Raw genomic sequence first — 15,319 nt, forward strand, 5'->3', positions numbered from 1 at the left:
TGATCAAGGAGTTCGCGCCGGCCGGAAGCCCGGAACCGACGCGAATTCCTTGATCAACCTGATGGGAGGCGGGGTCAGACCGAGACGAGTTCCTTCTTCTCGGCCTTGGCGGCCAGGCGCTTCTCACGCTCCTGGGCGCCGATCAGGTCGTCCGGCAGGGAGTCCTCCACCTCCAGGTCGAACCGGCGCAGCAGCCGGATCGCGAACCCGCCCAGCGTGATGAGGATCAGCGCCGCGCCGAAGCAGATGTACGCGAAACCGATGCCCCGGCCCGGTCCGGTGCCGATCACCGCGCCCACCGAACCGGCCAGCGCCCCACCGGGTGCGAGCATCGGCTCGAACAGCGCGGTGGCGCCGGGCGCGAGCAGCGCGAACCCGATCGGCAGCGTCGACCAGGAGATGGTCTGGTTGAGGCTGAACACCCGGCCGTGGAAGCGCTGCGGCACCTTCACCTGGACGATCGTCGCGTAGATCGACTGCGCGGTGGTCATCGACATGGCCAGCCAGCAGAAGCCGACGCAGATCATCGCCACCGACGCGTCCAGGCCGATCAGCACGCAGCCGATCGCGGTGCCCAGGTTGCCGATCAGCACGCCGATCATCCGGCGCTTGCGCGGACCGCCCCACAGCGACATCAGCACGCCGCCGAGCACCGCGCCGACCGCCTCGGCCAGCGCCACCTGCGCCACCTGGGTCGGGCTGCCGAACGACAGCACCAGCGGCGTGATGAGCACCAGCGCGGGCGCCAGGAAGATGTTGCCCAGCGCGAAGTAGCCGAGCATCAGCCGGAACCCGCGGTGCCGCCACGAGTAGCGCATGCCGTTGGCGATGGCCACCAGCAGCCGTTCCCGGGGCCGCCAGCCCAGCGCGTCCGGGAAGCGGACCACGGCGAGGGTGAGCACCGCGAACACGTAGCTGGCCACGTCGACCAGCAGGATGCCCTTCAGCTCGATGGTGGCGAGCAGGCCGGCCGCGAACGCCGGCATGAGCAGCGTGGCCACACCGGTGGACAGCTGGGTGATGCCCATGGCGTGCCCGAGGTAGCGCTTGGGCACCAGCTGCGGCACCGCCGACTGGAACGCGATCCGCTGGAACGAACCGGCCACCGAACTGAGCGCCACCAGCATGTAGATGTGCCAGAGCACCAGGTTGTCGGTCCACAACAGGGCCGCCAGCACGAGCTGGACGGACCCGGCGAAGCAGCTCGCCGTCATCATGATCCGGCGCCGGCTGACCCGGTCGACCAGCGCGCCGGCCACCGGCAGCATGAGCACGCCGCAGATCAGCGCGAGCGCCCACAGCAGGCCGAGGTTCGCCACCGAGCCGGTGCGGTTGAACAGCCAGATCGGCAGCGCGAACGCGGTCAGCGCGGAACCGGTGCTGGAGATGAGCTGACCGGTCGTGATGGCCATGAACCGGCCCATGCTCGGCTTGACCGTCTTGGTGGGCTTGCGGTCCTCGCCCACCCGCAGCGTGTCGGCCACCACCCAGCCGGCGTCCTCACCCCGGGCCTCCGGCGTCAGCGCGCTGACGTCACCGGCGACCACCGCCGGGTGCACCTGCGTGACGATCTCGGCCAGTTCCTCGGCGCGGTACTTGAGGAAGAAGTGCCCGGCCTGGTCGAGAACGACGAGGCCGAGCGTGTCGCTGAGGAACTGCCACTCGGCGTACCGCTCGCGGTAGTAGTCGGTCACCGGGTCCTCGGAGCCGACCACCGAGATGATCGGCGTCCGGAGCTTCGTCGCCTGCTGGTCCAGCAGCCGGGTGAAGTACTCCTCCGAGGCGCGGGAGTCGGCCCGCATGTTGCTGATGATCCGGTCGGCCTGCTCCGGGTCCAGCTCGTCGGTGTCCACACCCATCGACTTGAGCCAGCTCGCGGAGTGCCTGTTGCTGCTGAGCCGCTCGAGGCGGTCGCGGAGCGCCGCGATCACGCCCTTCGGGCGGGCGAACGGGAACATGGCGCCGATGTAGACGGCCTCCAGCTCCCGGCCGGCCGCCTCGACCTTGCGGGCCACGTCGGCGAGGATGGCGCTGCCCACGCCGCAGTGGCCGTACAGGGCGATCGGCCCCTCGACCCGCTCCAGGATCTCGTCGGCCACCCGGCTGGTCAGCTCGTCGAACGGCAGCGCGTCCTCGCTCAGACCCACGTCGTGGCCGGGGATCGCCAGCGACCACAGCCCGTACCCGGCCGGCAGCGCGTCGGCCAGCGGCTGGTAGACGATGGCGCTGCCGCCGCCGTACGGGACGCAGACGTACGTCAGCACCCGCCTGCCCGCCGGGATCGGCTTGGTCAGCTCGTAGAGCAGCCGGCGTGGCCCTTCCTGCGCGGCGTCGCCGGAGATGAACGCGGCGAGGTCGCGGATGGTGCGCTGCTGGAACAGGTCCATCACGCCGACCGCCCGGCCGCCCAGCTCCGCCTTACGGATCTTGGCGACGACCTGGGTGGCGAGCATCGAGTGCCCGCCCAGGTCGAAGAAGTCGTCGTCGATGCCGAGCGTGTCCACGCCCAGCACCTCGGACCAGATCGCGGCGAGCGCCCGCTCGGTGTCGTCGCGCGGCTCCACAAGCGCCACCGACGCCTCGCGGGTGACCACCGGCGCGGGCAGCGCCTTGCGGTCCAGCTTGCCGTTGGGGGTCAGCGGCAGCGCGTCGAGCGTGACGAACGCGGCCGGCACCATGTACTCGGGCAGCGTGTCCTTCAGCGCCGCCTTCAGCGCGGCGTGCTCGGCCTCCCCCACCAGGTACGCGGTGAGCCGCTTGTCGCCCGGGCTGTCCTCGCGGACGATCACCGTCGCCTCGGTGACGCCCGGCTGATCGCGCAGCGCGCTCTCGATCTCGCCCAGCTCGATGCGCAGACCGCGCAGCTTGACCTGGTGGTCGATGCGGCCCAGGAACTCGATCACCCCGGCGCCGTCCGGGCCGACGACCCAGCGGGCCAGGTCGCCGGTGCGGTAGAGGCGAGCGCCCGGCTCGGCGGAGAACGGGTCGGGGACGAACTTCTCCGCGGTCAGCGCGGGTCGGCGGTGGTAGCCGCGGGCCAGCCCGGCACCGCCGATGTGCAGCTCACCGGCCACGCCGACCGGGCACTGCGCGCCGGACGGGTCGAGCACGTGCAGCCGCAGGTTGGCGATCGGCGCGCCGATCGGCACGCTCGTCACCTGCGCGAGCCGGTCCGGCTCGCACGCCCAGGCGGTCACGTCGATGGCCGCCTCGGTCGGGCCGTACAGGTTGTGCAGGCCGCACCAGGGCAGCCGGGCGGTGAAGTCGGTGGCCGAGGCCAGCGGCAGCTCCTCGCCGGAGCAGATCACCCGCCGCAGCGCGGTGGCCGCCTCCACGCCGTCCTCGGCGAGGAAGACGGTCAGCATCGAGGGGACGAAGTGGGCGGTGGTGATCCGCTCGGACACCAGCAGGTCACGCAGGTAGCCGGCGTCCTTGTGGCCGCCGGGCTTGGCCAGCACCAGGCGGGCGCCGGTGCGCAGCGGCCAGAAGAACTCCCACACCGACACGTCGAAGCTGGCCGGGGTCTTCTGGAGCACCGCGTCGTCGGCGCCGAGGCCGTACGTCTTCTGCATCCAGTCGAGCCGGTTGACGATGCCCCGGTGTGTGTTCGGCACGCCCTTCGGGCGGCCGGTGGACCCGGAGGTGTAGATGACGTACGCCAGGTTCTCCGGCCCGGCGGCCGGTGCCGGGTCGGTGTCGGGCCGGTCGGCCCAGACCGAGGCGTCGTCGAGTTCGAGCACGGTGGCGCCGGTGTCGGGCAGCACGTCGCGCAGGTGCGACTGGATCAGCACCACAGGCGCGTCCGCGTCGCCGACCATGAACGCGAGCCGGTCGGCCGGGTACTCCGGGTCCAGCGGCAGGTACGCGCCGCCGGCCTTGAGCACGCCGAGCAGGCCGGCGACCAGTTCCACCGACCGTTCCGCGCAGACCCCGACCAGGGTCTCCGGGCCGACACCCGCCGCGCGCAGCCGGTGCGCGACGCGGTTGGCCTGCGCGTTCAGCTCGGCGTACGTGCGGCTGTGCCCGTCGATGGTGACCGCGACCGCGTCCGGGGTGGCCGCGGCGCACTCCTCGATCGGGCCGTGCAGCGTCTCGGTGCGCGGGAAGTCGGCTGTGGTGTCGTTCCAGGCGGCCAGCAGGTCCCGCTCGGCGGCGGGCAGCAGCGGCAGCCGGGACACCGGGGTGTCCGGCGCGGCGACGACCGCGTCCAGCAGCGCGGTCCACCGCTGCGCCATCCGCTCCACCGTGGCCCGGTCGAACAGGTCGGTGTTGAAGACCAGCTTGCCCCAGAGCCCGTCGACGGTCTCCACCGCGTGCAGCTCGAAGTCGAACCGGGTGGCCTGCAACTCCATCGGGGTCCAGGAGAACGTGACCTCGTCGGTGCGGGACACGCCGCGGAAGCGGCCCATCTCGTAGTTCTGGAGCACGAACATGGTCTGGAACACCGGGGAGCGGCTGACGTCGCGCGGCAGGCCCAGCTCGTGGACCACCTTGGCGAACGGCACCTCGGCGTGCTCGAACCCGTCGAGCACGGTACGGCGGGTGCGCTCCAGCAGCTCGGCGAACGTCGGATCGTCGGCCAGGTCGGCGCGCAGCGGCAGCATGTTGATGAACATGCCGACGACGTTCTCCAGCTCCGGCGCGGACCGGCCGGCCACCGACGCGCCGATGGCGAAGTCGTCCTGGCCGGCGTGCCGGGCCAGCAGCACCTGGTACGCGGCGAGCAGCGTCATGAACAGGGTGCCGCCGCTGTCCCGGGTGAGCGCGTTGAGCGTCTCGGTGGCGGACGGGTCGAGCTGGAACTCGACGAAGTCACCCCGGTAGGTCTGGGTGGCCGGGCGGGGCCGGTCCAGCGGCAGTTCCAGCGGGGTGATGCCGGCCAGCTGCTGCTTCCAGTAGTCGACGTGCGCCCGGGCCTGCGGGCCGTCCAGCTCCTGGGCCTCCCAGACGGCGAAGTCGCCGTACTGGATCGGCAGGGCGGGCGGCTCGCCGCCCCGGTAGAGCGTGATCAGGTCGCGCAGCAGCACGTCCACCGACCAGCCGTCGCCGACGATGTGGTGCTGGGCGAGGAACAGCACGTGGTCGTCGGCGGTCAGCCGGATCAGCAGGGCCCGCAGCAGCGGCCCGTTGGCCAGATCGAACGGCTCGGCCGCCGCCGCGTCGACGAGCGCCTGCGCGGCGGCCTCGTCGGGCGCCTCCACCACTGTGAGCGGCACGTCGGCGGTGTCCGCGACGACCACTGTGGGACGGCCGTCGGCGTCGGCCGGGAAGCGGGTGCGCTGCGACTCGTGCCGGTCGGCGAGCGCGGTCAGGGCGGCGCGCAGCGCGTCCACGTCGAGTGGTCCGCGTACCCGCAGCGGCACCGCGATGTGGTACGCCGCCTCGCCCGGGGCGAGCTGGTCCATGAACCAGACCCGCTCCTGGGCGTAGGACAGCGGCACCTCCGCGCCGGACGGGCGGGGGGTGATCCGGGCCGCGGGGGCGGTCTGGCGGGCGCGTAGCCGTCGGGCGATCAGCGCCTGCCGGGCCGCCTCGCGGGCCGGATCCTTCAGGTCGGTCATCAGTTGGTTCCCTCTTCCGCCGCGAGCAGCGCGGCGACCTCGGTGTCGGAGAGCCCGTCGATTTCGGCGGCGATCCGCTGTTCGATCTGGGCGGCCAGTTCCGCCACCACGGGGCTGCTGAACAGCGCCCGCATGGGCAGGTCGACGTCCACCTCGGCGCGGATCCGGGCCATCGCCCGCATGCCGCGCAGCGAGTTGCCACCGAGGGCGAAGAAGTCGTCCAGGGCACCGACCTTCTCCACCTGGAGGATCTCGGCGTACACCTCGGCGACCAGACCCTCGGCCTCGGTGCGGGGCGCGACGTAGCTGTCCTGGGCCTGCTCGGCCGCCGCCGGGGCGGGCAGCGCGGCGCGGTCCAGCTTGCCGTTGGGCGTGAGCGGCAGCGCGTCCAGCCGGACCAGAGCGGCCGGCACCAGGTGCGCGGGCAGTTCGCGGGCCAGTTCGGCACGGACCGAGTCCTCGTGGGCCGGGCCCACCAGGTAGCCGACGAGCGTCGGCTCACCGCCGTCGGTGCGGACCGCAGCGGCGGCGGCGCGCACGTCCGGGTGGGCCAGCAGCGCCGCCTCGACCTCGCCCAGCTCGATCCGCATGCCGCGCACCTTGACCTGGTCGTCGCGGCGGCCCAGGTAGTCCAGCGTGCCGTCGGCACGCCAGCGGGCCAGGTCGCCGGTGGCGTACATCCGGGCGCCGGGCGGGCCGTACGGGCAGGGCAGGAACCGCTCGGCGGTCAGGGCGGGCCGGTCGTGGTAGCCGCGGGCGAGCTGGGTGCCGGTGACGTACAGCTCCCCCACCACGCCCGGCGGCACCGGCCGCAGCGCGGCGTCGAGCAGCAGCGCCCGGGTGTTCCAGGTGGGCATGCCGATCGGCACCGGACCGGCCGGGACCGGCTCGCCCGGGGCGATGCGGGCCGCGACGCAGCCCACTGTGGCCTCCGTCGGGCCGTACTCGTTGATCACCGCCACGTCGGGGTGCGCGGCCCGCCAGGCGGCGAGCTGCTCCCCGGTCAGCGCCTCGCCGCCGATCACCAGGTCGGCCGTCGGCGACAGCTCGCCGTCGAGCAGCGGCAGGTGGCTCGGCGTGACCTTGAGGAACGCGGGCCGGCCACCGGCGCGGGCGGCGGGCTCGTCGATCGCGGCGAGCCGTACCGTGCCGCCGGCGGTGAGCGTGCCGAGCAGACCGGTGACGGTCAGGTCGAACGACACCGGCGAGTGCAGCAGCGCCACCCCGGCCAGCCCCGGGTAGGTGGCGCGGGCCCAGGCCAGGTACGCGGTGACCGCCCGGTGCTCGACCACCACGCCCTTCGGGCGGCCGGTGGAGCCGGAGGTGTGGAGCACGTACGCCGGGTGCTCCGGGCGCAGCGGCGCGACCCGGTCGGCGTCGGTGAGGTCGTCGCCGGACTGGTCCGAGCCGACCTCGCCGTCGAGCACCAGCGCGTCGCCGGGCACCAGGCCGGCCGTGTCCGGCGCGGTCACCACCAGCGCGGGCGCGGCGTCCTCCACGAGGTACGCGATCCGGCCGGCCGGATACGCGGTGTCCACCGGCACGTACGCGGCACCGGCCTTGAGCACCGCCAGCATCGCCACGACCAGATCGCAGGAGCGGGGCAGCGCCAGCGCGACCCGGGTCTCCGGGCCGGCGCCGCGCGCCACCAGCAGCCGGGCCAGCCGGTTCGCGGCGGTGTTCAGCTCGCCGTAGCCGAGCGTCACGCCGTCGCAGACCAGCGCCGCCGCGTCCGGGGTGGCGGCGGCCTGCCGCTGCACCTCGTCGACCACAGTGGTCACCGGCACGTCGTGGGCGGTGTCGTTCCAGGCGCCGAGCACCCGTTCCCGCTCGGTGTCGGTGAGCAGCGGCAGCGCGCCGACCGTACGCTCCGGCTCGGCGACGGCGGCGGCGAGCAGCCGTACGTAGCGGCGGACCACGGTCTCGGCGGTGGACCGGTCGAACAGCTCGGTGCGGTACACCAGGCGGCAGTCGCCGGTGGTGATGTCGAAGGCCAGGTCGTCCTTCGTCGTGCCCAGCTCGACCGGGTCGAGGCCGGAGTCCGGGATCCAGTTCAGCGCGGTCTGGAAGATCGGCTGCACCGACGGGTCACGCTGTGGATCGACCGCCTCGACGATCTTCTGGAACGGCGTCTGCCCGTGCTCCATGGCGTCGATCAGGCCGTTGCGGACGCGGCCCAGCAGCGCAGCGAACGCCGGGTCGCCGGAGACGTCGCAGCGCAGCGCCACCGGGTTGACGAACATGCCGATCAGCGGCGTCAGCTCCGGGTTGTCCCGGCCCGCGGTGGAGACGCCGACCACCACGTCGGCGTCGCCGGAGATCCGCGACAGCAGCGCCGCGAAACCCGCCAGCAGCACCATGTACGGGGTGGCCTGCGCGCCGGTGGCCAGCGCGCCGATGCGGTCCAGCAGCCCGTCGGGCAGCGTGAAGCGCACCTCGTCACCGGCGAAGCCGAGCTGGGCCGGGCGGGGCCGGTCCAGCGGCAGGCCGGTGACCGCCGGAGCGCCGGCCAGGTGACCGGTCCAGAACGCGAGCTGCCGGTCCAGCTCCTCGCCGGTGAGCTGCTGGCGCTGCCAGACCGCGAAGTCCGCGTACTGGATGGGCAGCTCGGGCACGGCGGGCTCGGCGCCGGTGCGCGCGGCCTCGCAGAACGCGACCAGCTCGGCGTGGAGCAGCACCGCCGAGTGGCTGTCGAAGACGGCGTGGTGCACCACGAACGCCAGCGCCAGCCCCTCCTCCATCCGGATCAGCCGGGCCCGCCACAGCGGCGCCGCGTCCAGCGGGATCGGCGTGCGGGCCATCTCGCCGCGGATGCGCTCGAACTCGGCCCGCTGCTCACCGGCCGGCAGGTGGGTGATGTCGGTGACGGGCAGCGGCGCCGGCTCGTGGGCGCGCACGACCTGCACCAGCGCGCCGTCGTCGGTCCGCAGGTGGGTACGCAGCGCCTCGTGCCGGGCGATGACCCGGTTGACCACGTCGCCGGCCGTGTCCGCGTCCACGTCGGCCGGGAACAGCCACGGGAAGGACACGTTGAACACCGGTGACCCGGCGTCGAGCTGGTTGGCCATCCACACCCGCTCCTGGGCGTAGGAGGCCGGGAAGGTCCACTCCTGCGTCATGAGAGGGCCTCGCGCACCGAGCGGGGACGCATGTCGGTCCAGACCTCGTCGACGTGGGCCAGGCACTCCTCACGGCTGCCGGCGAAGCCGGTGTCGTGCCAGCCGGCGGGCAGGTCCCGGTCGGCCGACCAGATCGAGTACTGCTCCTCGTCGTTGCGGACGACCAGGAATCGGGGTTCGGCCATGTCAGTTCGCTCCTGCGTTCTCGGGGGTGTACGGCTCGGCCATCGCCACGGCGATCTTGCGGGGACCGGTGAACGGTTCCCGGCCGTGCGCGGCGGTCATGTTGTCCACCACCAGCACGTCGTCGCGCTGGTAGTCGAAGCGGACCGTCGCGGCCCGGTAGGCGGCGCGCAGGTGGTCCATGACGTCGGCGGGGATCTCGCCGCCGTCGCCGTAGTAGGTGTTCGACGGCAGCCCGTCGGCGCCGAACATGGCCAGCAGCCCTTCCTGGTAGTCGGCAGGCAGGGTGCTGAGGTGGAAGAAGGTGGCGTGGTTGAACCAGCGCGGGGTGTCCGAGCCGGGCCGGTGGTGCACCGCGTCGCGGACCGCGCGGGTACGCAGGCCGTCCTTGCCGACCCACTCCACTGTGATCCCGTTGTCAGCCGCGTACGCCTCGACCTCGGCGCGGCTCTCGGTGTTGAACACCTCCTGCCAGCGGGTGCCGAAGTCGCCGTGGAAGTTGCGCACCAGCATCCACCGGCGGCGGACGAACTCCTCGCGGACCGCCGGGTCGATCAGCTCGTACACCCGGCGCACGTCGGCCAGCGGCGTGGCGCCCTGGGTCTGCGGCGGCGTGACGCAGTAGAAGAACAGCGTCAGCGGCCAGCGCGCCTGGTACGAGTTCTCGTTGTGCAGGAAGATCTCCTCGTCCGGCGGGTAGTCGGTCGAGGTGTAGACCCGGCCCTTGATGGAGTGCCGGGGCGAGGAGCGCTCGGTGTAGGTCAGCGGCTCGCCGGCCAGTGCGCGGACGGCCTGGTCGAAGCCGTCCACGCCGCCCACGTCGAAGCCGCGGAACAGCAGCCCTCCGCTCGCGACGAGGGTGTCCCGCAGCTCGGCACGCCGGGCCGTGATCAGGTCGGTCAGCGCCCGGCCGTCGCTCTCGACGACCACCGGCAGCGTCGTGGTTGTCTCGCTCATGGTGCGGTGTCTCCTGGTTCTGGTCGGGGGTGTCAGCCGCGGGGCAGCCGCGGGATGGCCGGGATCGCCGCCGGGGCGGCCGGTGCGTCGGCGGGCGCCTCGGCGCGCAGCTCCTCGATCCGGGCGGCCAGGCCGGCCACCGTGGGGGTCTCGAAGAGGCTGCGCATCGGCAGCCGTACGCCTGTCGCCTTGCGCATGGCGGCGATGAGCTGCACGGCCACCAGCGAGTTGCCGCCGAGGGCGAAGAAGTCGTCGTCCACGCCGACGTCGGTGACGCCGAGGCCGTCGCGCCACACCTGGGCGATCGTCTTCTCCAGCTCGGTGCCGGGCGCCGCCGAGCCGCCGCCGGTGACCCCGGCCGGGCCGGCCGGCGCGTCGGTCTCCTCGGCGAGGCTGTCGGTGGTGACCCGGGCCGCGCGGCGCCGGATGTCGGCGACGGTGCGGGTGGTGATCACCACCTGGGCGCCGAGGCCGGCGGCGAGGCTGCGGCGGAACGCCTCCGCGCCGTCGACCGGGCGGATGTCCTCGGTGACCGGTGCCGCGGCGTCCGCGTCCGCCGCCGGGGCCTCGGCCAGGTTGCCGGTGACCGCCTCCTGGTCGACCCGGCGCAGCACGAAGTCGCTGATCGCGACCAGCTCCCGCCCGTCCGGGTCGCGCAGCGACAGGTCGGCGGCGACCACCTCGTCGGTGGCGGCGGGCCGGTGCCGCAGGTGACTGTGGAACGTCGCCGGCAGCGCGCCGCGCACCACGATCCGGCCGTACGACAGCGGCAGGTAGGTGCCGGAGCCCTGCCCGCGGCCGAACGCGGTGGCCACGTCCAGCAGCGCCGGGTGCATGCCCCAGGAGGGCAGGTCGCCGACCGCGGCGGCGGGTGCCTGCACCCGGGCCAGCTCCTCGCCGTCGGCGAGGTGGTGCTCGGCCAGCGCCGCCCAGCGCGGCCCGAACGTGAGCATGCTGGTGCGTCCCCGGCCGAACGAGGCGTCGTCGTCGACCCGCCGCCCGGCCACCGCGGGCACGGCGGCCGGCGGCGCCGCGTCGGTGGTCCACCCGGCGGTGCCGCGGACGTGGGTGCGCGCCTGGCCGGCGGCAAGGCTGGCGACGGCGAAGTCGGTGCCGTCCTCGGCCGGGGTCAGCTCGACCCGGTACTGGGCCACGGTGCCGTCCGGCACCGAGAACGGCTCCAGGAACACCACGTCCCGCAGCTCCACCGCGGCGTCCGGTCCCGGCGCGGGCAGCGCGGCGACCACCGCGGCGCGCACCGACTCCAGGTGGGCGGTGCCCGGCACCACCGGCACCCCGCCGATCCGGTGCTCGTCGAGCAGCCAGTGGGTGTCGGCCGAGACCAGGCCGTGCAGCACCGTCCCGTCCGGGCCGGCCACCATCGTGGTGAGCACCGGGTGGGTGACCGCCGTGGTGACGGTGTCCCGCCCGGCGGCCCGGAACGCGGCAGGCGCGGCGGTCTCCACCGCCATGCCGACCTCGGCCCAGCCGCCCCAGTTCTGCGACACCACCGGCGCGCGGAACCCGGTGCCGGAGCGCGCGAACGCGTCCAGGAAGTTGTTCGCGGCGCAGTAGTCGACCTGGCCGAACCCACCGATCACCGCGGTGATCGAGGAGCAGAGCACGACGAAGTCCAGCGGCAGGTCGCCGAAGACCCGGGCCAGCGCCAGGGTGCCGGCCAGCTTCGGGGCCAGCACGCGCCGCGCCTCGTCGCGGTCCTTCACCTCGGCCATGCCGCCGCCGGGCAGACCGGCGGCGTGCACGATGCCGTCCAGCCCGCCGAACCGGCGCTCCGCCTCGTCGCGGACCCGGCGCAGGTCGTCGGCGTCGGTGACGTCGGCGGCGAGCACCAGCACCTCGGCGCCCGCGGCCTCCATCCGGCGGATCGCCGCGATGGCCCGCCCGGCCCGGTCGGCGCCGCCGTGCACCGCGAGGTGCGCGTCCCACTCGTCCCGCTCGGGCAGCCCGGAACGGGCCAGCAGGACCAGCTTGGCGCGGACCCGGCGGGCGAAGTCCTCGGCGAGGGTGACGCCGATGCCGCCGAGACCGCCGGTGATCAGGTACCGGCCCTCCTCGCGCAGCACGCCCGGCTCGTCCTCGGCGGCAACTGTGACCTGCTCGTAGCCGGCCAGCCAGCGCCGGTCGCCGCGCAGCGCCACCTCCGGGTGCTCGGCGTCGACCGGGCTGCGCAGCTCGGCCACCAGGGCGGCCACGCCGCGCGCGGCCGGGTCGGTGTCGAGCAGCCGCACGGTCAGGCCGGGCAGCTCGGCCGGGAGCACCCGGGCCAGGCCGGCCAGCGTGGCGTGCTCCGGGCGGGTCAGGTCGTCGCCGCGTACGTCGCCGATGCCGGCGGTGACCAGGTCCAGGCGGACGCCCGCCTCGTCGGCCGTCACACCGGCGCCGGCCAGGGCCTGCACCAGGTGCAGCGCGCCGAAGAAGCCGCGCTCCTGCGCCGCCCAGGCGGCCGCCGCGTCGGTGCCGGCCGGGTCGCCGTCGAGCGCGAACGCGTGCACGATCCGCCGGGGCAGGTCGGCGCCGAGCGCGGCGACCAGTTCCTCGGCGTCGGCGCGTACGCCGGGGCGCAGCCGGAAGCCGTTCGCGGTGGCGGTGAACGCCTCGCCGGCGCGTACCTCGACCGGGTCGTCGCCGGCGGCGCGCAACGCGGCCACGAGCGCCTCGCCGCGCGGGCCGTCGGCCAGCACCAGGCAGCGGCCCAGCGGCTCGGCCGTGCGGACCGGCGGGGCCTGCCGCCACGCCGGCACCGCGAACCACTCCGGCAGCGGGCGGGGGCCGGTCTCGACGGGCGCCGCGGCCAGCTCCTGCTCCGGGTCCGGGTCGATCCAGTAGCGGCGCCGCTCGAACGGGTACGTGGGCAGCGGCACCCGCCGCGCGTGCGGGTCGGCCGGGACGCTCACCGGCACCCCGGCGCACCACAGCGCGCCGGCCGTGCCGAGCAGCGCGGCCACGTCACCGGTCTGCTCGCCGGGGCCGGGCAGGCTGCCCAGCGGGGTCAGCGCGCGCTGTGCCTCGCCGGCCTTGGCGATCTGCATCCGGGCCAGGTTGGCCAGCTGCCGGCCGGGGCCGCACTCGACGAGCGCCCAGGTGCCCTCGGCGAGCAGCGTCGCCACGCACGCGCCGAAGCGGACCGGGCGGCGCAGGTGCGCGGCCCAGTACGCCGGGTCGGTGGCCTGCGCCTCGGTGATCCAGGTGCCTGTCACGTTCGAGACGAACGGCACCGCCGGGGCGCGCAGCGGCACTGTGGCCATCAGCGCGGTGAACTCGTCCAGGATCGGGTCCGTCATCGGCGAGTGGAACGCGTGCGAGGTGCGCAGCAGCTTCGACTTGTTCTTGCCGCCGAGGCTCGCCGCGAACTCCTCCACGAGCGCCGTCTCACCGGCGACCACACAGGTGCCGGGGCCGTTGACCGTGGCCACCGACAGGCCCTCGGGCAGCTTGCCGGTCACCTCCGACTCGTCGAGCGTGACCGCCAGCATCGAGCCGGCGGGCAGGGAGTGCATGAGGCGGCCCCGGGCGGCCACCACGCGCAGCGCGTCGGCGAGGTCGAGCACCCCGGCGACCGTCGCGGCGACGTACTCGCCGATGGAGTGGCCGATCATCGCGGCCGGGGTGACACCGGCGGCCCGCCAGGCGGCGGCGAGGGCGTACTCGACTGTGAACAGGGCGGGCTGGGTGTAGCGGGTCTCGGTGAGCTTGTCCGCCGCCTCCGGGTCGCGGCCGAGGATCAGGTCGCGGATGTCCAGCCCCAGCTCGGGGCGGAGCAGTTCGGCGCACTCGTCGACGGCGGCGGCGTACGCGCTGTCCTGCGCGTACAGTTCGGCGCCCATCCCGGCGTACTGCGAGCCCTGGCCGCTGAACAGGAACGCCACCCGGGGCGCGGGGCCGTCGGCGACGCCCCGGTGGCCCTTGCGCCGCTCGCGCAGCGCGGCGGCGGCGGACGCCGGGTCACCGGCGACCACAGCGGCGCGGTGGGCGTACACCTGGCGGCCGACGCGCAGCGTGTGCGCCACGTCGGCGAGCGCCACGTCGCTGCCGCTCTCCAGGTGGTCGGCGAGCCGCCGCACGGCGGTGTCCAACGCGGTCGGCGTCTTCGCCGACACCTGGAGCAGGTGCGCCGGGCGGGCGGACGGCTCGTGCCGCCCCGCGGCCGGGGCCTCCTCCAGCACCACGTGGGCGTTGGTGCCGCCGATGCCGAAGGAGCTGACGCCGGCCCGGCGCGGTCCGCCGTCGGTGTCCCACTTGGTCAGCGTGTTCGCCACGTAGAACGGGGTGTCGGCGAAGTCGATGGCCGGGTTCGGCGTCTCGTAGTTGATGGTCGGCGGGATCAGCCCGTGCTCCATCGCCAGCACCGTCTTGATCACGCTGACGATGCCGGAGGGCTGGCTGAGGTGGCCGATGTTCGACTTCACCGAGCCGATGCCGCACCAGCCGCGCTCGTCGGTGTCCTTGGTGTAGACGGCGGACAGCGCGGCGACCTCGATCGGGTCGCCGAGCGCGGTGCCGGTGCCGTGCGCCTCCACATAGCTGATGCTGCGCGGGTCGACGCCGGCCAGCTCGACGGCCTGGGCGACGGCCTCCATCTGCCCGTCGATGCTGGGGGCGGTGAAGCCGACCTTCGCGGCGCCGTCGTTGTTGATCGCGTTGCCGAGCACGACCGCGCGGATGGTGTCGCCGTCGGCGATCGCGTCGGAGAGCCGCTTGAGCAGCGTCACGCCGACGCCGCTGCCCCACACCGTGCCGTTCGCTCCGGCGTCGAACGGCCGGCACCGCCCGTCCGGCGAGGTGAAGCCGTCCATGCCGAGGTAGCCGACGTGCGGCAGCTCGATGTTGACGCCGCCGGCCAGGGCCATGTCGCACTCGCCGTTGCGCAGCGCCTCGCAGGCCAGGTGGAACGCCACCAGCGAGGTGGAGCAGGCGGTGTGCACGGTCATGCTGGGGCCGCGCAGGTCCAGCCGGTACGACACGTTCGTGGCCACGTAGTTCGGCGAGTTGCCGGTGGCGAGCGAGACGGCGCCGTGCGGGTTCCCCCCGACCCGCTTGTTGCGGAACACGTTGCGGTGCAGGTACGTGTTGCCGCCGGTGCCGGCGTACACGCCCACCGCGCCGTCGTAGCGGCCCGGGTCGTAGCCGGCGTTCTGCAACGCGGTGTAGCAGGTCTCCAGGAACAGCCGGTGCTGCGGGTCGGTGATCTCGGCCTCGCGGGCGGTCATCCCGAACAGGCCGGCGTCGAACTGGTCGTAGCCGTCCACCAGCGGGGCGCGGTTGACCCAGCCCGGGTCGTCGACCTCCTGCGGCTGGGCGCCGCGGGCGAGCTGCTCCTCGCGGGTCAGCTCGGTCGTCGACTCCACGCCGTCGACCAGGTTGCGCCAGAACTCGTCGACGTCGGCCGCGCCGGGGAGGCGGGCGGCGAGCCCGACGATGGCGATGGGCTCGACGCCGTCGTCGGCGGGAATGTCGTTCTGCATGGGAGTTCCTTCATTC

At 74.1% G+C, this 15,319-nt stretch carries 5 protein-coding genes; all 5 read right to left on the bottom strand.

The genetic code is table 11. The features are described from left to right. Positions 1–74: 74 nt before the first annotated feature. The 5 genes from BFV98_RS06255 to BFV98_RS06275 are packed head-to-tail and all read right to left on the bottom strand — an operon-like array spanning position 75 to position 15,303. The gene (locus tag BFV98_RS06255) at positions 75–5,561 is read right to left on the bottom strand and encodes a non-ribosomal peptide synthetase/MFS transporter (RefSeq protein WP_071095324.1); all 5,487 of its coding nucleotides are present in this window, start codon (positions 5,559–5,561) and stop codon (positions 75–77) included. Beyond that, positions 5,561–8,680 (bottom strand): non-ribosomal peptide synthetase, encoded by a 3,120-nt coding sequence (locus BFV98_RS06260; protein ID WP_071095325.1) that lies wholly within the window; start codon positions 8,678–8,680, stop codon positions 5,561–5,563. Before BFV98_RS06260 ends, BFV98_RS06255 begins: the two co-directional genes overlap by 1 nt. Further along, positions 8,677–8,865: an MbtH family NRPS accessory protein gene (locus BFV98_RS06265; RefSeq protein WP_013285950.1), complete on the bottom strand. Its 189-nt coding sequence runs from the start codon at positions 8,863–8,865 to the stop codon at positions 8,677–8,679. Before BFV98_RS06265 ends, BFV98_RS06260 begins: the two co-directional genes overlap by 4 nt. Before the next feature lies 1 nt (position 8,866). Next, positions 8,867–9,820, bottom strand: coding sequence for a TauD/TfdA family dioxygenase (locus BFV98_RS06270; protein WP_013285949.1), 954 nt, complete (start codon positions 9,818–9,820; stop codon positions 8,867–8,869). A 32-nt stretch (positions 9,821–9,852) separates the two neighbouring features. Then, complete coding sequence (locus BFV98_RS06275; RefSeq protein ID WP_071095326.1) at positions 9,853–15,303, bottom strand: type I polyketide synthase; 5,451 nt, start codon at positions 15,301–15,303, stop codon at positions 9,853–9,855. Between the last annotated feature and the right edge of the window lie 16 nt (positions 15,304–15,319).

The organism is Micromonospora sp. WMMB235, from assembly GCF_001855515.1.
Classification (GTDB): domain Bacteria; phylum Actinomycetota; class Actinomycetes; order Mycobacteriales; family Micromonosporaceae; genus Micromonospora; species Micromonospora aurantiaca.

Coding starts and splice junctions, on each gene's coding strand:
- BFV98_RS06255 (WP_071095324.1), bottom strand. CDS start 5,561: ATGACCGACCTGAAGGATCCGGCCCGCGAGGCGGCCCGGCAGGCGCTG.
- BFV98_RS06270 (WP_013285949.1), bottom strand. CDS start 9,820: ATGAGCGAGACAACCACGACGCTGCCGGTGGTCGTCGAGAGCGACGGC.
- BFV98_RS06260 (WP_071095325.1), bottom strand. CDS start 8,680: ATGACGCAGGAGTGGACCTTCCCGGCCTCCTACGCCCAGGAGCGGGTG.
- BFV98_RS06265 (WP_013285950.1), bottom strand. CDS start 8,865: ATGGCCGAACCCCGATTCCTGGTCGTCCGCAACGACGAGGAGCAGTAC.
- BFV98_RS06275 (WP_071095326.1), bottom strand. CDS start 15,303: ATGCAGAACGACATTCCCGCCGACGACGGCGTCGAGCCCATCGCCATC.